The 18,090-nt window shown below is 69.1% G+C and carries 16 protein-coding genes and 1 pseudogene; 8 read left to right on the forward strand and 9 right to left on the reverse strand.

All coding sequences use genetic code 11. The annotated features are described in order from the left end of the window. Positions 1-259: 259 nt before the first annotated feature. The gene (locus JHD63_RS05925; RefSeq protein ID WP_198969820.1) at positions 260-517 is read right to left on the reverse strand and encodes a hypothetical protein; all 258 of its coding nucleotides are present in this window, start codon (positions 515-517) and stop codon (positions 260-262) included. 186 nt (positions 518-703) lie between these two features. Here JHD63_RS05925 and JHD63_RS05930 point away from each other — a divergent pair, with 186 nt between their 5' ends. After that, positions 704-2,212, forward strand: a complete 1,509-nt coding sequence (locus JHD63_RS05930; protein ID WP_198969821.1) for an AMP nucleosidase — start codon at positions 704-706, stop codon at positions 2,210-2,212. Between the two features lie 24 nt (positions 2,213-2,236). On the opposite strand, the pseudogene JHD63_RS05935 reads toward JHD63_RS05930, so the two are convergent. The 7 genes and pseudogenes from JHD63_RS05935 to JHD63_RS05965 form a co-directional block, all read right to left on the reverse strand. Then, positions 2,237-2,563 (reverse strand): annotated as a pseudogene (locus JHD63_RS05935) (transketolase family protein); the annotation flags it as partial. A 116-nt stretch (positions 2,564-2,679) separates the two neighbouring features. Next, positions 2,680-3,915, reverse strand: a complete 1,236-nt coding sequence (purT, locus tag JHD63_RS05940; RefSeq protein ID WP_198969822.1) for a formate-dependent phosphoribosylglycinamide formyltransferase — start codon at positions 3,913-3,915, stop codon at positions 2,680-2,682. A 129-nt stretch (positions 3,916-4,044) separates the two neighbouring features. Then, positions 4,045-5,250, reverse strand: coding sequence for an acetate/propionate family kinase (locus tag JHD63_RS05945; protein ID WP_198969823.1), 1,206 nt, complete (start codon positions 5,248-5,250; stop codon positions 4,045-4,047). Positions 5,251-5,272: 22 nt separating this feature from the next. Next, positions 5,273-6,709, reverse strand: coding sequence for a bifunctional enoyl-CoA hydratase/phosphate acetyltransferase (locus JHD63_RS05950; RefSeq protein WP_198969824.1), 1,437 nt, complete (start codon positions 6,707-6,709; stop codon positions 5,273-5,275). Between the two features lie 28 nt (positions 6,710-6,737). Then, on the reverse strand, positions 6,738-7,511 hold the full coding sequence (gene fabI / locus JHD63_RS05955; RefSeq protein WP_198969825.1) for an enoyl-ACP reductase FabI: 774 nt from the start codon (positions 7,509-7,511) through the stop codon (positions 6,738-6,740). Between the two features lie 202 nt (positions 7,512-7,713). Further along, a complete protein-coding gene (locus tag JHD63_RS05960; protein WP_198969826.1) occupies positions 7,714-8,112 on the reverse strand; it encodes a hypothetical protein in 399 nt (132 codons plus the stop codon). Further along, positions 8,102-9,928, reverse strand: coding sequence for a PHA/PHB synthase family protein (locus JHD63_RS05965; protein ID WP_233167693.1), 1,827 nt, complete (start codon positions 9,926-9,928; stop codon positions 8,102-8,104). The genes JHD63_RS05960 and JHD63_RS05965 overlap by 11 nt, the downstream gene beginning before the upstream one ends. 182 nt (positions 9,929-10,110) lie before the next feature. Here JHD63_RS05965 and JHD63_RS05970 point away from each other — a divergent pair, with 182 nt between their 5' ends. The 6 genes from JHD63_RS05970 to JHD63_RS05995 all read left to right on the forward strand — a co-directional run bounded on the left by JHD63_RS05970 (position 10,111) and on the right by JHD63_RS05995 (position 16,885). Continuing rightward, on the forward strand, positions 10,111-12,816 hold the full coding sequence (locus JHD63_RS05970) for a bifunctional acetate--CoA ligase family protein/GNAT family N-acetyltransferase (protein ID WP_198969827.1): 2,706 nt from the start codon (positions 10,111-10,113) through the stop codon (positions 12,814-12,816). Positions 12,817-12,888: 72 nt separating this feature from the next. Next, on the forward strand, positions 12,889-14,505 hold the full coding sequence (locus JHD63_RS05975) for a methyl-accepting chemotaxis protein (protein ID WP_198969828.1): 1,617 nt from the start codon (positions 12,889-12,891) through the stop codon (positions 14,503-14,505). Positions 14,506-14,507: 2 nt separating this feature from the next. Beyond that, a complete protein-coding gene (locus tag JHD63_RS05980; RefSeq protein WP_198969829.1) occupies positions 14,508-14,951 on the forward strand; it encodes a bacteriohemerythrin in 444 nt (147 codons plus the stop codon). A gap of 49 nt (positions 14,952-15,000) precedes the next feature. Continuing rightward, positions 15,001-15,849 (forward strand): 3-hydroxybutyryl-CoA dehydrogenase, encoded by an 849-nt coding sequence (locus tag JHD63_RS05985; protein WP_198969830.1) that lies wholly within the window; start codon positions 15,001-15,003, stop codon positions 15,847-15,849. Between the two features lie 111 nt (positions 15,850-15,960). Continuing rightward, a complete protein-coding gene (locus tag JHD63_RS05990; RefSeq protein WP_198969831.1) occupies positions 15,961-16,416 on the forward strand; it encodes a MarR family winged helix-turn-helix transcriptional regulator in 456 nt (151 codons plus the stop codon). Positions 16,417-16,456: 40 nt separating this feature from the next. Further along, positions 16,457-16,885 carry an organic hydroperoxide resistance protein gene (locus tag JHD63_RS05995; RefSeq protein WP_198969832.1) on the forward strand — a complete coding sequence of 143 codons (429 nt, stop codon included), beginning with the start codon at positions 16,457-16,459 and terminating at the stop codon, positions 16,883-16,885. Between the two features lie 21 nt (positions 16,886-16,906). Here the strand turns inward: JHD63_RS05995 and JHD63_RS06000 are convergent, their stop codons facing one another. Beyond that, positions 16,907-17,836 carry a winged helix-turn-helix transcriptional regulator gene (locus JHD63_RS06000; RefSeq protein ID WP_198969833.1) on the reverse strand — a complete coding sequence of 310 codons (930 nt, stop codon included), beginning with the start codon at positions 17,834-17,836 and terminating at the stop codon, positions 16,907-16,909. A gap of 110 nt (positions 17,837-17,946) precedes the next feature. On the opposite strand from JHD63_RS06000, the gene JHD63_RS06005 reads away from it, so the two are divergent. Beyond that, positions 17,947-18,084, forward strand: a complete 138-nt coding sequence (locus tag JHD63_RS06005; RefSeq protein ID WP_198969834.1) for a hypothetical protein — start codon at positions 17,947-17,949, stop codon at positions 18,082-18,084. Positions 18,085-18,090: the final 6 nt, after the last annotated feature.

Raw genomic sequence — 18,090 nt, forward strand, 5'->3', positions numbered from 1 at the left:
ACAAGTCCCTCGCGTGTCGCGCATCCCTGCTGTGGGCGGTCTGCGGCGTTGCAAATCCTCGCCATGGCGGCGGCCATGGCTGCGGTTTGCGCCTTGCATCCCATCCCACACCAGGGCGCGCGCCACCGCGCGGACTTATTCAGCGTTGCCCTAATACGCCGCGAGGCAGGCGCAAAAAAGGCCCGCAGGGCGCGAACCCCGCGGGCCAACATGGAGTTGCCTCCCAGGCACCGTCTCGGCGGGCCTTGGAATGGGTCAATCAGCCAAACAACTGCGAGAAGAAGTCCGGGTCCTTGCTGGAGATCAGGTCCCGCCACAGCGGGAAGCTGGCCCGGTCGAACTCCTTGTCGATCACCCCGGCGACCGGTGCCTTGCGGGGCATGGGCATTTCGTCGAGGGGCTGGATGCGGCGCAGCTTCAGGCTGCGCAGCGCGTCGGAATGCTCCATGGCCTGGAGCACCGCTTCAGGGTCCATCATGAGTGCGAAGGGATTGGAGGCGATGACGGCGGTGCTCATGCTGAGGTCCTTTCGGAAGGGCCGGCACGGGTCCGGCGGGTTGGGATGCACTGCGGTTGCGGCCTTGCGGCACGGTTCGCAGAAGCGATGGACAAAATGTAAGCAGCGGCCCGGATGCCGCGGGTCAGGGCGCGGCGCGCCGATGTGTAGGACGTTTCCGGCTGTTACACGCTGCACAATGGCGCCATGCCCTACATGCCGCCCTTCATCGCCAGCCAGCGCTACACCGACGCGGATGCCGCACTGGCCCAGGTCCGCGCCATCTACGACGCGAGCCTCGCCCACCTGCGCGACGCCATGCTGCGATTCGTTGCCGGGGAAGAGCTGCCCGGCCACGTCCGGGCCTGCTATCCCTTCGTGCGGGTGCACACCGACACCGTGGTGCGGGCTGACTCGGCGCTGGCCTACGGCTTCGTCGAAGGCCCCGGAACCTACGAGACGACGCTGACCCGCCCCGACCTGTTCGCGCGCTACTACGCCGAGCAGTTCCGGCTGCTGCGCCGCAGCCATGGGGTCGAACTGGAGGTGGGCATCAGCGCCCAGCCCATCCCGCTGCACTTCTCCTTCGCGCAGAACGACCATGTGGAAGGCATGCTCTCGCCCGAGCGCCGCCTGCGCATGCGCGACCTGTTCGACCTGCCCGACCTGGCGGCCATGGACGACGGCATCGCCAACGGCACGCGGCGCGCCGTGCCGGGCGAAGCCCAGCCGCTGTCGCTGTTCACGGCGCCGCGCGTGGACTACTCGCTGCACCGGCTGCGCCACTACACCGGCACCGGGCCGGAGTGGTTCCAGAACTTCGTGCTGTTCACCAACTACCAGTTCTACATCGACGAGTTCGTGCGCCTGGGCCACGCGGCCATGGCAGACCCGCAGAGCGAGTACGTCGCCTTCATCGAGCCCGGCAACGTGGTCACGCGCCGGCACGGGCTGCCGCAGGCGGCAGCCGAGGACGAATTCGGCCAGTGGCTGGAACAGGCGCAGGGCGTGGCCCCGCCCAGGCTGCCGCAGATGCCCGCATACCACCTGGTGCGCGCCGACCACAGCGGCATCACCATGGTCAACATCGGCGTCGGCCCGTCCAACGCCAAGACCATCACCGACCACATCGCCGTGCTGCGCCCGCACGCCTGGATGATGCTGGGCCACTGCGCCGGCCTGCGCAACAGCCAGCGGCTGGGCGACTACGTGCTGGCGCACGGCTACGTGCGCGAGGACCACGTGCTGGACGAGGAACTGCCGCTGTGGGTGCCCATTCCCGCGCTGGCCGAGATCCAGGTCGCGCTGGAGCAGGCGGTGGCCGAGGTCACCGGGCTGGACGGCCCGGCCCTCAAGCGCATCATGCGCACCGGCACCGTGGCCAGCACCGACAACCGCAACTGGGAGCTGCTGCCCGAGAACGAGCCGCAGCGCCGCTTCAGCCAGAGCCGCGCGGTGGCGCTGGACATGGAGAGCGCCACCATCGCCGCCAACGGCTTTCGCTTCCGCGTGCCCTACGGCACGCTGCTGTGCGTCAGCGACAAGCCGCTGCACGGCGAAATCAAGCTGCCGGGCATGGCCAACCACTTCTACCGCGAGCGCGTGGACCAGCACCTGCGCATCGGCATGCGCGCGATCGACATCCTGCGCGAAGGCGGCGTGAACCGGCTGCACAGCCGCAAGCTGCGCAGCTTTGCGGAGGTGGCGTTCCAGTAGGCCCGAGAACCATCGGCGGCCCGTTCATGCCAGCCACCGGCGGATCGACTCCACGACCTTGCCGCTCGAGATGCCATAGCGCTCGTGCAGAGTGGGCAGCGCGCCGGCATCGAGGACGTCATCCGGCAAAGCCAGCAGGCCCGCCACCGCCTCGCCCACCTTGTCCTGCGCGAGCTGTTCGGCGGCCTCCAGGGCGCGCATGGTGAGCAGGCCGCTGGAGATCACCAGCACCTCCGCGCCGCTGCGCAACAGCTCGGCCTTGCCCAGTTCGAAGCGGTAGTCGTATTCGTCGAGCACCAGCGGCACGCTGCCGCGCAGCAGGCGCATGTACACGGGCCCGGCCGATGCGCTCTACGAGATGTTCGGCATCACAGCGCGAGCCGTCGTGCGCGAGGCATGCCGCCTGCTCGCGCGCGACGCAGAAGAGGCGCCATGAAACTCCTGGGACGCCGCGCCCGGCAGGACCGTCAGGCGCGCGGCCGCACCTTGCCCGCGGCCGCCTTGGCGACTCGGCGCGCCGTCGCCACGTCGGCGGCATGCGCCAGCGCCACGCCCATGCGGCGCTTGACGAAGCTCTCGGGCTTGCCGAAGAGGCGTATGTCCACGCCGGGCTGGGCGAGGGCTTCGGCTACGCCGTCGAACACGATGCCCTTGGCGTCCACGCCGCCGTAGATGACGGCGCTGGCGCCCGGGCTCCTGAGGGTGGCGTCCACCGGCAGGCCGAGGATGGCGCGGGCGTGCAGTTCGAACTCGTTCTGCCATTGCGTGGCCATGGTGACCATGCCGGTGTCGTGCGGGCGCGGGCTGACCTCGCTGAACCAGACGTCCTCGCCCTTGACGAACAGCTCGACGCCGAACAGGCCCAGGCCGCCGGGCTGGCCGTCGTGGCCGATGCCCAGGTTGCCGGTGACGGCCAGCGCGATGTCCTGCGCGCGCGCCAGGGCGCTCGGGTGCATCGGGTGCGGCTGCCAGCTCTCGACGTAGTCGCCGCCGACCTGGAGGTGGCCGATCGGCTCGCAGAAGCGGGTGCGGATGTCGCCGGCCGAGTCCAACGCGCGCACGGTCAGCAGGGTGATTTCGTAGTCGAAGTCGATGAAGCCCTCGACGATGACGCGGCCGTGGCTCACGCGGCCGCCGGCCATGGCGCAGTCCCAGGCCTTGCGCACGTCGGCCGGGCCGTCGATCCTGCTCTGGCCCTTGCCCGAGCTGCTCATGACCGGCTTGACGATGCAGGGGTAGCCAATGCCATGCCCGTCGACGCCGTCGATGGCGGCCTGCAGCTCGGCCAGCGAGTCGCAGAAAGCGTAGGGGCTGGTGGGCACGCGCAGCGTCTCGGCGGCCAGGCGGCGGATGCCCTCGCGGTCCATGGTCAGGCGCGCGGCGCGGGCGGTGGGCACCACGCGCACCAGGCCGGCGGCTTCCAGTTCCTGCAGCACGGGGGTGGCGATGGCCTCGATCTCGGGCACCACCAGCAGCGGGCGCTCGGCCTCGATCAGCGCCTTGAGCTGGGCCGGGTCGCTCATCTGGAGGGTGCGGGCGTGGTGCGCCACCTGGTGGCCGGGCGCGTGCTCGTAGCGGTCCACCGCGATCGTCTCGACGCCGAGCCGCTGCAGCGCGATCAGCACCTCCTTGCCGAGTTCGCCGGCGCCAAGCAGCATGACGCGCGTGGCGTTCGGGGACAGGGGGGTGCCGAGGGTGGTCATGAACAGGCTCCGCAGTGATGAGGCCGCCACTGTACCGGCTGGCTCGGGGGCTCTGCCGGCCCTGAGACCGGAATTTTTGGGTAAATATGGCTGTAGCCCAGGCATCACCTGGGCTTTTAGCTATATATTTTATAGCAACGCCAAGGCCGCCTCCCGCAGCAGCGCGGCCGCCTCGCGCGCCGCCACGCGGCCCTCGTCGGTAGGCACGACCCAGATTTCCACCGCGCTGCCCGGCGCATGGATGGCATGGGCGGCCTTGCCGTCGGCCTGCCGGTTGCGCTCCGGGTCCATGCGAAGGCCCAGCCAGGCCAGCCGCGCGCAGACCTGTTCGCGCAGCACGGCGTCGTTCTCGCCAATGCCGCCGCTGAAGGCCAGCAGGTCCAGGCCGCCCAGGGTGGCGGCCAGCGCGCCGCTCTCGCGCACCACGCGGTAGGTGAACTGGTCGATGGCGCGCTGCGCGCTCGCGCTGCCGTCGGCGCGCAGCTTGCGCATGTCGGCCGAGATGCCGGAGACGCCCAGCAGGCCGCTCTGCTTGTACAGCAGCGTCTGGATCCGCGCCGGCGTCCAGCCCTGCTCCAGCAGGTAGAGCAGCACGCCGGCGTCGAGCGCGCCGCTGCGCGTGCCCATCATCAGGCCGTCCAGCGCGGAAAAGCCCATGGTGGTGGCGACGCTGGCGCCTTCGCGGCAGGCGCACAGGCTGGCGCCGTTGCCCAGGTGGGCCATCAGCACGCGGCCGCGGCCGCGCGGGGTCTGCTCCAGCAGCACGGACATGATGTACTGGTAGGACAGGCCGTGAAAGCCGTAGCGGCGCACGCCCTGCTGCCGCAGCGGCTGCGGCAGCGCGAAGGCGTATTCCACCTCCGGCATGCTGGCGTGGAACGCGGTGTCGAAACAGGCGATCTGCGGCATCTGCGCAAACGCGGCGCGAAAGCGCCGGATGCCTTCGAGGTTGTGCGGCTGGTGCAGCGGCGCCAGCGAGTTGAAGCGCGCCAGTTGTTCGAGCACCTCCTCGGTGACCAGCACGCTGCCGGTGAAGACGCCGCCGCCATGCACCACGCGGTGGGCCACGGCCTCGATGGCGGGCGCGCCGTGCAGCCCCTGCAACAGCGCGCGCAGGCGCTCCAGCGCCGCGCTGAAAGGATCGCTGCCCGCCGGCACGGCCAGCGCCTGCTGCTGCTTGCGCCCCTGGTAGCCCCAGTCGAGCGCGGGGCTGCCGCCGGGTTCGAGCCCCTGGATGCAGCCCGACAGCACATGCGGCTGCACCTGTCCGTCCTGCAGGGGATGCAACGAGAACTTGAGCGAGGAAGAGCCGGCGTTGACGGCGAGAATGGCCATGGTGCGGTCCTGTCTGCGGGGTTCAGCCGAGCTTCCAGGCGTTCTCCGCCTGCTGCCGGCGCTGGTCATGCGCGGCCAGCACGGCCAGCACAGCGGAGGCGACGCGCACCATGGGGCCGTCGGCGCGGCTGGTCAGCGCGATCGGCACGCGCGCACCCAGCACCAGGCCCGAGCCGCTGGCGCCGGCCAGGTATTCGAGCTGCTTGGCTATCATGTTGCCGCTCTCCAGATCGGGCACGGCCAGAATGTCGGCCCGCCCGGCCACCTCGGAGACGATGTCCTTGATGCGCGCGGCCTCCATGGAGACGGCATTGTCGAATGCCAGCGGGCCGTCGAGCAGGCCGCCGGTGATCTGGCGCCGGTCGGCCATCTTGCACAGGGCGGCGGCGTCGAGCGTGGAGGGAATGCCGGGCGTGACGGTCTCCACGGCCGACAGAATGGCCACCCGCGGGCAGGCGATGCCCAGCACCTGCGCGAAATGGATGGCGTTCTGGATGATGTCGGCCTTCTCCAGCAGCGTGGGGCGGATGTTGATGGCCGCGTCGGTGATCAGCAGCGGCTTGGGGTACAGCGGCACGTCGAAGCGGAACACGTGCGACAGACGCCGGCCGGTGCGCAGCGCGGGCTGGGCCAGCACCGCCTTGAGCAGCTCGTCGGTGTGCAGGCTGCCCTTCATCAGCACCTCGACCTCGTGGCCGGCGGCCATGGCCGCGGCGCGCTCGGCGGCGGCGTGGCTGTGCTCGACCGCGATGATCTGCACGCCGCCCAGGTCGATGCCGGCTTCCTCGGCGACGCGGCGGATGCGGCCCTCGGGCCCGATCAGCACAGGCACGATCAGGCCGTGGCCGGCGGCTTCCATGGCGCCGCTGAGCGAGCCGGCATCGCAGGGGTGGACGACGGCGCAGCGCACCGCCTGCAGGCCGGCGACGCGCGCCAGGAGTTCCTTGTGCCGGGCCTCGGGGTCGAACAGCTGCACCTGCGGCGCGTTCACCCGGGGCACGCGCACCTTCTTCGTCGGCGGCATCAGGCGCGCCACGCCCTTGAGCACCACCTCGCCCTTCTGGTTGGTGACCAGGCAGTCCATGGCGACGCGCTTCTTCTCGTCGTCCTTCTCGCTCACGGTGGCCAGCACCGTCAGCGTGTCGCCGATGCGCACCGGCTTGGTGAACTTGAGCTCCTGCCCCAGGTAGATCGTGCCCGGGCCGGGGAAGCGGGTGCCGAACAGCGCCGAGATCATCGCCGCGCCCAGCATGCCGTGCGCGATCACGCCCTGGAACATGGTGGCGTCGGCGTACTCGGCGTTCAGGTGCGCGGGGTTGATGTCGCCGGAGACGGCGGCGAAAGTCTGGATGTCCTCCAGTCGCACCGTGCGCAGCAGGCGCGCGCTCTGGCCGACGCTGAGTTCGTCATAGGTGACGTTCTCCATCCATTCGGTATCGGGGTTCAGGTCAGCATTCATGCGTGTGGTACCTCAGGGGAAAAAGCGCTCAATCGACGGCGTGCACGCCGGCATCCACATAGACCACCTGCCCGGTCATGCCCGAGGCGGCATCGGAGCACAGGAAGGCGCTGAGCTGCGCGATCTCCTCCAGCGTCACCAAGCGCTGCAGCGGGGCCTTGGCCTTGGCCGTGGCCATGAGGCTGTCGAATTCGGCAATGCCCGAGGCCGCGCGCGTCAGGATCGGGCCGGGCGAGACGGCATGCACGCGGATGTTCCGCGGCCCCAGCTCCATGGCCATGTAGCGCACCATCGACTCCAGTGCCGCCTTCACCGGCCCCATCAGGCCGTAGTGCGGCACCGCCTCGCCCGAGCCCAGGTAGGTCATGGACAGCATGCTGCCGCCCGCCTGCATGTGCGGCGCGCTGAGCTTGGCCAGCTCGGCGAACGAGTGGCACGACACGCTCATGGCACGCGCAAAGCCCTCGCGCGAGCTGTCGACGACCTTGCCATGCAGATCCTGCAGCGGCGCCCAGGCGATAGAGTGGATCACGAAGTCGAGCTGGCCGAACTTGCGCACCGCGTGTTCGACGGCTGCCTCGAGCTGGCCCGGGGCCTCGACGTCGCAGTTGATCAGCTCGATGCCCAGCGGCGCGGTCAGCGGCTCGACGTACTTGCGGGCCTTGTCGTTGAGGCAGGTGGCGAGCACGTCGGCGCCCAGCTCGCGCAGCAGCCGGGCGCAGCCCCAGGCGATGCTGTGGTCGTTGGCGATGCCGAGGATCAGGCCTTTTTTGCCGCTGAGGCTGAAGGGGTTGGATGTCATGGAAGTGATCTGCACAAAAGGAATAGAAAAGGGGGCGCGCGGCTTGGAAGGCGTGAATGAATCCGGCGTGTCCGAGCGGACTGCACGAACGTGCGCCATCAAGGCACCGAGCGCAGCCGCAGGGCCGTCATGCCGGACATTCGCGCGCCGATGGGCACGTTCTTGCGGGACGAGCGGGCACGGCGGGTTCTTTCAGGACGTCTCAGTCGTAGACGCCTTCAAACAGCGGCCGCAGATTCATGCCGGGCGCCTCCGGCGCGAAGCCCTTGCACAGCAGCCGGTCGTTGGCGCAGAGCAGGATGTCGCGCACGGCCTGGGCGCCCACGCTCGTGTCGGCCGCCAGGTGCGCCACCATCTCGTATCGCAGCACCAGCAGTCCGCGCAATTCCTCGCGCATGCGGGCCTCGCGCTGGTGGGCGCCGGACGTGCCGGCTTCACCGTCGCAGTGCAGCGCGGCCCGCGTCTCGGCCGTGGTCTGCAAGGGCAGGTGCAGCGTGCGGGCCAGGAACGTGATGCGCGCACCCAGGGTCTCGAACTGCGCCACCAGGCGTTGCAGGTGCTCGGCGACGACTCCGAGCTGGTTGGCGACCTCAGTCTGCATAGCGCGTCATCACGTAGCTTCCGGGCGCATCGCACAGGACATGTTCAGCGCGCATCGCCGGCGGCTTGGCCGGCGCGCCGGAGCGCTCCGCGAGCCATGCGTGCATGGCCTCCCACCAGGAGCCCGGCCGCACCGGCGCCTGGGCCTTCCAGTCGTCCGGGTCGATCCAGCCGCTGTTGTCCTCGACGCTGGCGATCTGGTAGCTGCGCCGCGGGCGGCCGGGCTCGCAGACGATGCCTGCGTTGTGCCCGCCCTCGGCCAGCACGAAGGTCACGTGCGTGTCGGTCTGCAGGTGGATCTTGTAGACCGACTTCCAGGGCGAAACGTGGTCGCGCGTGGTGGCTACCACCATCATCGGCGCCTGGATGTCCATCAGGGCCACGGTGGCGCCGGCAAAGCGGTACTGGCCCGCGGCCAGCGCGTTGTTGAGGAACAGCGCGCTCAGGTATTCGGAGTGCATGCGCGCGGGCAGCCGCGTGGTGTCGGCGTTCCAGCTCATGAGGTCGAAGCTGGCGTCGTCCTCGCCCAGCAGGTAGCGGCGCGTGTTGCGCCCCCATAGCAGGCCGCGCGAGGCTAGGTAGACGAACGAGCCGCCCATCTGCCGGCCCGACAGGTAGCCGCGCTCGTTCATGCTCTGGCGCAGCGAGGCGAGCTGGTCCTCGTCGATGAACACGCCCAGTTCGCCCGGTTCGGTGAAGTCGGTCTGCGCGGCCAGCAGGATCACCGAGGCCAGCTCGGGCAGGTCGGCCGGGATCAGCGCCTGCTCCTTGGCCGTGCGCTCGGTCTTCTTGCGCGCCAGCCGCCCGAGCGCCGCGGCGACGATCGCCAGGAACGTGCCCCCCAGGCAGTAGCCCACGGTGTGCAGCCGCTCTGCGCCGCTGCGCGACTTGACCGCGGCCATGGCGGCGAGCACACCGGCGCTGAGGTAGTCCTGCATCTTCAGGTCGCGGTCCGACGCATCGGGATTGCGCCAGGAGATGATGAACACCGTGTGCCCCTGCTCGACCAGGTACCTGACCATGGAATTGTGCGGCGACAGGTCCAGGATGTAGTACTTCATGATGCAGGAGGGCACGATCAACACCGGCTCGGGCAGCACCTTGTCCGTGCTCGGGCTGTACTGGATCAGCTCGATCAGGTGGTTGCGGAACACCACCTTGCCGGGCGTGACGGCGACGTCCTTGCCCACCACGTGCTGCAGCGGTGCCGGCGGCTCGGCCGGCGTGTCCGGGCCCGCGCTCAGTTGCTCGCGCAGATCCTGCAGGAAGAAGCGCATGCCTTCCTCCAGCGACCGGCCCCGGCTGGCCTGCGCCGCGCGCAGTACTTCGGGGTTGGTGAAGGCCCAGTTCGACGGCGCCAGCGCGTCGAGCGCCTGGCCGGTGAAGAAGTTCACCATGTGCTGATGGTGGTGCGAGACGCCGCCGCCCTGCTGCGCTGCCTCGCGCCACCAACTGTCCACCGCCTTGAAGCTCTCCTTGACCGCGTCGAAGGGCCATTCGCGCCAGGCGGCGTCGGCGAAGCGGCCGTCCTTGTCAGGCTCGGCCTCTTCGTTCCTGACCTTGGCGATGAGGTTTGCGCCCAGGTTCTGCCACGCCTGCAGCGAGAGATCGAGCGCGCGCTGGGCCAGCACCGCCTGGCGGCCCGGCGAGGCCATCAGATGCAGCGCCCAGTCGGCGTGCGCCAGGGCCAGCGCGATGGGTGACAGGCCGCTGCATGAGCGCGCCAATTGGGCATGTACCGATTCGTCGAGCGCGAGCGCGGCCTTGCGCTGCGCCTCCCGCAGGCGCTCGTACTCCGATGGGGCATCCATGACCATGAAAGATTCCAGAAAGGGTGAAAGAACCATTTGCCATTCTGCTGATCACCGTCAAACCGCCGGTTGATGGATATCAACAAACTCCCAGTACCCCACGCCATACAGTGAGCCGGCTCCCCACGGCGTAGCCGCCAGCGGCTGCGACCGCGCGCAGAGACCTCACCATCCACCGGAGCCCACCCATGCTGGACAAGCACTATCTGACACCGTTGTTCGCGCCCGGCTCCATCGTCGTGCTGGCAGGCAGCGCCGAGGCCGCAGCGGCGCACACGCCGCAGGCACGGGCGCTGCATGCGGCGCTGCGCGCCCAGCGCTATGCGGGCACGCTGAATTTCCTGGACAGCCATACCAGCGGCACGCTGGCCGACCTGACGCAGGCGCGCGCCGATCTGGCGGTGATCGCGCTGCCGCCGCAGGAGCTGGCCGCCGGGCTGGAGACGGCCGCGCGCATGCGCTGCCGCGCCGCCCTGATGCTCGGCGGCGCAGTGGGCGCGCCGCAGGCTGCGCAACTGCACCAGATCGCACGGCGTGCAGGCATGCATCTGCTCGGGCCCAACTCGCTCGGCATCCAGCGCCCCGCGCTGCAGCTCAATGCCAGCGCCGCCGGGCCGCTGGCGCAGGACGGTTCGCTGGCGCTGGTATGCCAGTCCGGCGCGCTCACCGCGGCCGTGCTCGACTGGGCCGGAAGCAATGCGGTGGGCTTCTCCAGCGTGATCTCGCTCGGGCCGCACACGCACCTGGGCCTGGCCGCGGCGCTGGACTTTCTGGCCCACGATGCGCACACCCGCAGCATCGCAGTCTGCATGGAGGGCATTCACGACGCGCGCCGCTTCATGAGCGCGCTGCGCTCGGCCGCCAGTGCCAAACCGGTGGTGGTGCTCAAGGCCGGCCGCAGGCCCGCCGGCAGTGCGGCGGCGCAGACGCACAGCGGCGCCATCGTCGGCAGCGATGAGGTGTTCGACACTGCGCTGCGCCGTGCCGGCGCGGTGCGCGTGCGTTCTTTCGTGGAACTGTTCTCGGCTGCCAAATGCCTGGCATCGCGCCACCGGCCGGTGGGCCGGCGGTTGGCCGTGGTGACCAACGGCGGCGGCCCCGGCGTGCTGGCGGCGGATTGGGCGAGCGACATCGGGCTGGAGCTGGGGCGGCTGAGCGAAGCCGCGCAGACCCGCCTGGCGCCGCAGGTGCCGGCACCGGCCACGCTGCAGGACCTGATCGACCTGTCCGAGGAGGCCGGCCCGGAGCACTACCGCGCCGCCCTCGCCGCCGCGCTGGCCGAGCGCGAGATCGACGGCGTGCTGGCCCTGTTCTCGCCCAAACCCGGCACAGACGCAGTCGCCGTGGCGCAGGTGCTGGCCGAGGCCCGCCAGCAGGCCGACAAACCCCTGCTGTCATGCTGCATGGGCGATACCTCGGTGCTGCCCGCGCGCGAATTGCTGCGCGCTGCCCAGGTGCCGAGCTTTCGCACGCCCGAGGCGGCCGTGGGCGCGTTCGGCAGCATTGCCGCCTACCACCGCAACCAGCAGTTGCTGCAGCAGACGCCGCCACCGCTGGCGGCCACGCTGGCCGCGCCCGACATCGAGGGTGCACGCCTGGTGATCGAGGGCGTGCTGGCCGAGCGCCGCAGCAATCTGACCGAGATGGAGTCAAAGGCGCTGCTCGCGGCCTTTCACATCCCGGTGACGCGCACGCTGCTGGCGCGCAGCGCGCAAGAGGCCATGCTGATCGCGACACAGCTCGGCTTTCCCGTGGCGCTCAAGATCGATTCGCCCGACATCGCGCACAAATCGGACGTGGACGGCGTCGCGCTCGACCTGCGCAGCGCCGCGGCGGTGCGCGACGCCCATGAGGCCATGGTGCAGCGCGTGGCGCGCCTGGCGCCCGCCGCGCGCCTGCACGGCGTGACGGTACAGCCCATGGCACGCGCGCGGCGCGGGCGCGAGGTCTGCATCGGCCTGGCGACGGACGCCCCGTTCGGCCCGGTGATCAGCTTCGGTGCTGGCGGCACCATGGTCGAGCTGATGGCTGACCGCGCCACGGAACTGCCGCCACTCAACCAGTTCCTGGCACGCCGCCTGATCGAGCGCTCGCGCGTGGCGCAGACGCTGGGCGAGTGGCACGGCGCCGCCGCCGTCGACACTGCGGCGCTGGAGCAGGTTCTGCTGCGCGTGTCCGAGATGGTATGCGCGCTGCCGCAACTGCGCGAGATGGACATCAACCCTTTGATCGTGGACGCGCAGGGCGCCGTGGCGGTGGATGCGCGCATCGTCCTTGCCGCAGCCACTCCGCCGGCCAGCGGCGGCGCGGGCCATCCGGGGCCGTATGGGCACCTGTCCATCCTGCCCTACCCGGCGCGCCACGAGCAGGCCTGGCCGCTGCGCGGCGGCGGTGAGTACCTGGTGCGCCCGATCCGTCCGGACGACGCGCAGATGATCCAGCGCCTGGTGCGTGAACTCTCGCCCGAGAGCCGCTATTTCCGGTTCGCCTCGCACATCGTCGATCTGCCGCCCTCGCTGCTCGCGCGCTTCACGCTGATCGACTACGACCGCGACATGGCGCTGGTCGCGGTGCGCCGCGAGCGCGGCACCGACGACGCCGGGGAGGCCTGTCACACCGAGCGCATCGTCGGCGTGTCGCGCTACGCTATCAACCCCGACCCCGCGAGCTGCGAATTCGCCCTGCTGGTGGCCGACGACTTTGCCGGCCAGGGCCTGGGCGCACGCCTGATGCTCAGCCTCATGGACGTGGCACGCGAGCGCGGCCTGGCCGAAATCCAGGGCCTGGTGCTGGTGGGCAACAGCAGGATGCTGGGCCTCATGCGCCGGCTGGGCTTCGAGATACGCGCCTACCCGGAGGAGCCGGAGTACCGGCTGGTGACCCATCCACTTTGAATGCACAAGAGATGAGCAAGGCGCCGTTGCGGCGACCTCCCCACGTTCCCAACAAGCCCCAACACCTACATGATGTCTGCCGTTTCCCCCCCTTCCCCCGCGCGCAGCTTGCGCATCGGCGCCCGCCTGGGCCTGGCTTTCGGCGTGCTCATCGCCCTGATGCTGTGCATCGTGGCGGTGGCGCTTTTGCGCATGACCAATCTCGCCAGCGCCACGCATCACATCATTGATGTGGAATGGCCCAAAGCCGATGCCGCCAATACGTTGAGCCAGATTGCCGCAGTCAATGCACGCCGTACGGTGCAGCAACTGATCAGCAATGAGCAGGAGCGCCAGCAACTGCGCCAGGAAGTGGTGCAGGGGCGGGAACGCTTCATCGCCGCCTTCAAGCTGCTGCACGACACGGTGGAGTTGCCCGCGGCCCGCGCCCTGCTGGACAGGGCCGAGCAGGCGCGGCAGGCCTACGTCAAATCGCAGGCGCGCTTCCATGAACTGCTGGATGCCGGTCAGGACGAAGCGGCGACCCAGGAGCTCAAGACCGTCACGCTGCCGCAATTGGCCATCGCCTCGCAGGCCTGCGATGACTTGGCGGCACTGGAGAAAAAAGTGGCGATGGACGCCGGTCGGACGGCCGGCGCACAGGCCAATGCCGCGCGCTGGACGCTGCTGCTGATTGGCCTGGCCGCGCTGGCGCTGGGCGTGGTCATGGCCTGGCGCATCACACACTCCATCACGACTCCCATGGCGCGGGCAGTGCGCGTGGCGCAGGCGGTGGCCGGCGGAGAACTGGGCAACCGGGTCGAGGTGGACTCCACCGACGAGACCGGACAGTTGCTGCAGGCCCTCAAGGACATGGACGAGAGTCTGGCCCGCATCGTGGCCGAGGTGCGCGGCGGCAGCGATTCCATGGCAACGGCCACCGCGCAGATCGCCAGCGGCAACCTGGACCTGTCCAGCCGCACCGAGGAGCAGGCCAGCGCACTGGAGCAGACCACTGCCGCCATGCAGGAACTGTCGGGCACCGTGCAGCAGAACTTTGCCAGCGGCAAGCATGCGGCGGAACTGGCCGAGTCGGCCTCGCAGGTGGCTTTGCGCGGCGGCCAGGTGGTGAGCGACGTGGTGCACACCATGGAGGCGATCAACACCTCGTCGCGCAAGATCGCCGACATCATCGGGATCATCGATGGCATCGCCTTCCAGACCAACATCCTCGCGCTGAACGCGGCGGTGGAGGCGGCCCGCGCCGGAGAGCAGGGACGCGGCTTCGCGGTGGTGGCCTCCGAGGTGCGCTCGCTGGCGCGGCGCTCGGCCGAAGCGGCCAAGGAGATCAAGACGCTGATCGACGAGTCGGTGCACAACGTCAGCGGCGGCTGCACGCTGGTGGAGAAGGCGGGCAGCACCATGGACGAGATCGTGGTGAGCGTGCGCCGCGTGGCCGACATCATGGGCGAAATCAGCACCGCCAGCCAGGATCAGTCGCACGGCATCGAGCAGATCAACCAGGCCATGGCGCAGATGGACCAGGTCACGCAGCAGAACGCCGCACTGGTGGAGGAGTCCGCCGCCGCGGCCCAGTCGCTGGAAGCCCGGGCCCTGTCGCTGGTGCGCACGGTCGGCGCCTTCCGCGTACGGCAGCAGGCGGCCCTGGAAGACGCAGCGGCCTCCCATGGCGACACGGGAGAGAGCTGAGCATGGCTTACTTTGAATGGGCCGACGACATGGTCATCGACGGCGGACCGATAGACCAGGATCACCGCCACCTGGTCGACTTGGTCAACGAGCTGCATACCGCCACCAGCCACGGCACCGGCCGCAGCGTGGTGGCGTCCATACTGAGCCGCACCATCGAAAGCACACGCGAACATCTCGTGCGCGAAGAGGAGCTGATGGCACGCATGGCCTTCCCGGACCTGGAGGCGCACAAGCAAGTGCACGCGGCCTTCATGGAAAAGCTGCTGCAACTGCAGCGCCGCCTGGATGACGGCAGCATCACCGTGGCCTCGCAGTTGTCCGAGGTGCTGCGCGACTGGCTGTCGCTGCACATCCGCCGCCACGACAAGGAGTTTCAGAGGCTCGAGCGCCGCCGCCAGCGCGAGCAGGCGCGGAAGGCAAGCGCCGCGCGGCGAGCGCGCTGAAAACGTGTATAGGATTCGGGTTTTTTCGGACCGTTCAGGAGATATAGACATGACGATTTCGACCGTCGGCATCATCGGAGCCGGCACCATGGGCAATGGCATCGCGCAGGCCTGCGCCGTATCCGGCATCAATGCGGTGATGGTGGACATTTCGGATGCCGCTGTGCAGAAGGGCATCGCCACCATCGAGGGCAGCCTGGAGCGCCTGATCAAGAAAGAGAAGATCACCGCTGCCGACAAGAGCGCCACCCTGGCGCGCATAGCGACCTCGACGGACTACGAGGCGCTGAAGAAGGCGCAACTCGTGATCGAGGCCGCCACCGAGAGCTACGAGCTCAAGCTCAGGATCCTGCAGCAGGCCGACGCGCTGCTGGAGCCGGAGGTGATCGTGGCCTCCAACACCTCATCCATTTCCATCACCAAGCTCGCCGCCGCCACCGGCCGCGCCGACCGCTTCATTGGCATGCACTTCTTCAATCCGGTGCCGATGATGGCGCTGGTGGAGATCATCCGCGGCCTGCAGACCAGCGACGCCACGCACGATGCCGTCAAGGCCCTGGCCGAGAAGCTCGGCAAGACGCCGATCACGGTGAAGAACGCGCCGGGCTTCGTGGTCAACCGCATTCTGGTGCCGATGATCAACGAGGCCTTCTTCGTGCTCGCCGAGGGACTGGCGTCGCCCGAGGACATCGACGCGGGCATGAAACTCGGTTGCAACCAGCCGATCGGCCCGCTGGCGCTGGCCGACATGGTCGGCCTGGACGTGTGCCTGGCGGTGATGGAGGTCTACCTCGCCGAGTTCGGCGACAGCAAGTACCGCGCCTGCCCGTTGCTCAAGGAAATGGTCGCGGCCGGACGCCTGGGCCGCAAGACCGGACGCGGCGTGTACAGTTACTAGGGCGCGTGGGCGTGTCATACTTCACGATGCCATCGCCCCGCAAGACCGCGTGCATGGCGCGGTTTTTCCAATTAAATTGCACTCAATTCAATTGAGCACTACATTACAGCCATGCCAACGACGACCTTGAGCACCGACGAACTGCTGCGGCTGGACCACCAGCTGTGCTTTGCGGTGTACTCCGCGTCGCTGGCCATGACCAAGGTCTACAAACCGCTGCTGGACAAGCTGAATCTCACCTACCCGCAGTATCTGGTGATGCTCGCCCTGTGGGAGGAAGATGGGCTGACAGTGTCGGCTTTGGGCGCACGGCTGTCGCTCGACTCCGGCACGCTCACGCCCCTGCTCAAGCGCATGGAGGCGGCAGGCCTGCTCGCCCGCCTGCGCGACGCTGGCGACGAGCGCCGCGTGCTGATTACCCTGACCGCCGCTGGCCGGCGCCTGAAGGCGCGCGCGCGCGCCCTGCCGGAATGCCTGCTGCAGGCCAGCCAGTGCTCCATTGCCGAACTGCTGGCACTCACCCGGCAACTGCAGGCGTTGCGCGACCAGTTGCGCGTGGCCGCCTGACCCATTTTCCTCCCTCCCTCAACCCAGCAAAGGAAGCACCGTGACCAAGCCACTCGACAAGGTTCTCTACACCGCGCAATCCCACACCACCGGCGGCCGCGACGGCGGCGCCGGCAAGAGCAGCGACGGCGCCCTCGACGTCAAGCTCAACCCGCCCGGCTCCGGCAAGCCCGGCACCAACCCGGAGCAATTGTTTGCCGTCGGCTACTCGGCCTGCTTCATCGGCGCGATGAAGGCCGTGGCCGGCAAGGTCGGGGTCAAGGTGCCGGAAGACGTGGCCGTGTATGCCACCGTCTCGCTCGGCCCGACCGACGGCGGCGCGGCCTACGGCATCGCGGTGAAGCTGTCCATCAGCCTGCCGGGCCTGGACGACGAGCAGAAGATGAAGCTGGTCAATGCCGCGCATCAGGTCTGCCCTTACTCCAACGCCACGCGCGGCAACATCGCCGTGGACATCGTGTACGCCTGATTCTTGCGCAAGGGCGCCCGATCACTGAGGCGCCATTTCGAATCGCACTTCGTGCGCCAGCAGCGGTGCGCGGCAGTGGCTGCACACCACCTGCGGCCGGAACGGCCGGCCGCAGGCACGGTGGGTCGGGCGGATCGAGCTCGGTTCACCGAAGTGGTGTCGGCTGGCCCACGCCGCAAAGCAGAGGATGTAGCCGAACAGGTCACGGCTGGCGGGCGTCAGCCGGTAGATCTTGCGGCGGCCGTCGGCCAGGTCGGTCTGGCACAGCAGCAGGCCCGCATCCACCATGTTGGCCAGGCGGCGGCTCAGCACGCTGCTGCCAATGCCCAGCACATGGCTGAGCGCATCGAAGTGATGGCAGCCGAGGAGTACGGCCGACACGATCAGCAGCACCCAACGGTCCACAGTCAGGCCATGGCTCGGCTCAGCGCCATCGGAGGCGGCCAGGCGCGGCGCCCGTGACCGTACCGACGGCCTCCCCTGCAGCGCCGTGTTGGGCGCGAGCGTGAAGCGCAGGTCGCCGATGCCGGCCTTCTCTCCACAGGCCTCGCAGGCCAGAGCGGGCGCGAAAGCGTGTCCGCAGCGCGTGTGCACCAGGCGCTCGGGCAAATCGAGCGCGCGCCTGCCCCAGCGCCGCTCCCACACCCACATCATGAGCACATGCGGATACAGCGTCATGCCCTTGGTCGTCAGGTGGTAGGCGTGGCGCAAAGGCCGTTGCTGGTAGGGCCGCTGGCGCAGCAGCCCCAGTTCAGTGAGTGAGCGCAGCCGCTGCGCCAGCGTGTGGCGCGGTATGCCCAGGCGGCTTTGCCATTCGTCGAAGCGGCGCACACCCAGAAAGGCGCCCAGCACCACCGCCATGGTCCAGCGCTCACCCAGCAGTTGCAGGCCGTGGTCGAGGGTGCTGGTGGCGAGTGCGTCGCGGGTGAGGTCAAGGTCGAGGTCGGGCATCAGTGGCGTGGCGTGTCCATTCCACGATCATAGGGAAGGCGACGATTGGAGGTCAGCACCCCGAGGCTGTGCGTCGCGCAGGCACTCGCATCGCTCAGCGAAGTCAGTGCATGGCCGTGCCGCTGGATACCAGCATAGGGCGTGTCATCGTCTATTCGACCTCGCGCCATCCGGATGCGCAGTTGCTGACCCGCGTTGCGCATTTCAAGGGCTTGCCCGCGGTGGCGCTTCTCCCGAAATCGGGTTGATACACA

Source organism: Xylophilus sp. ASV27 (genome assembly GCF_016428875.1).
GTDB lineage: Bacteria > Pseudomonadota > Gammaproteobacteria > Burkholderiales > Burkholderiaceae_C > Xylophilus.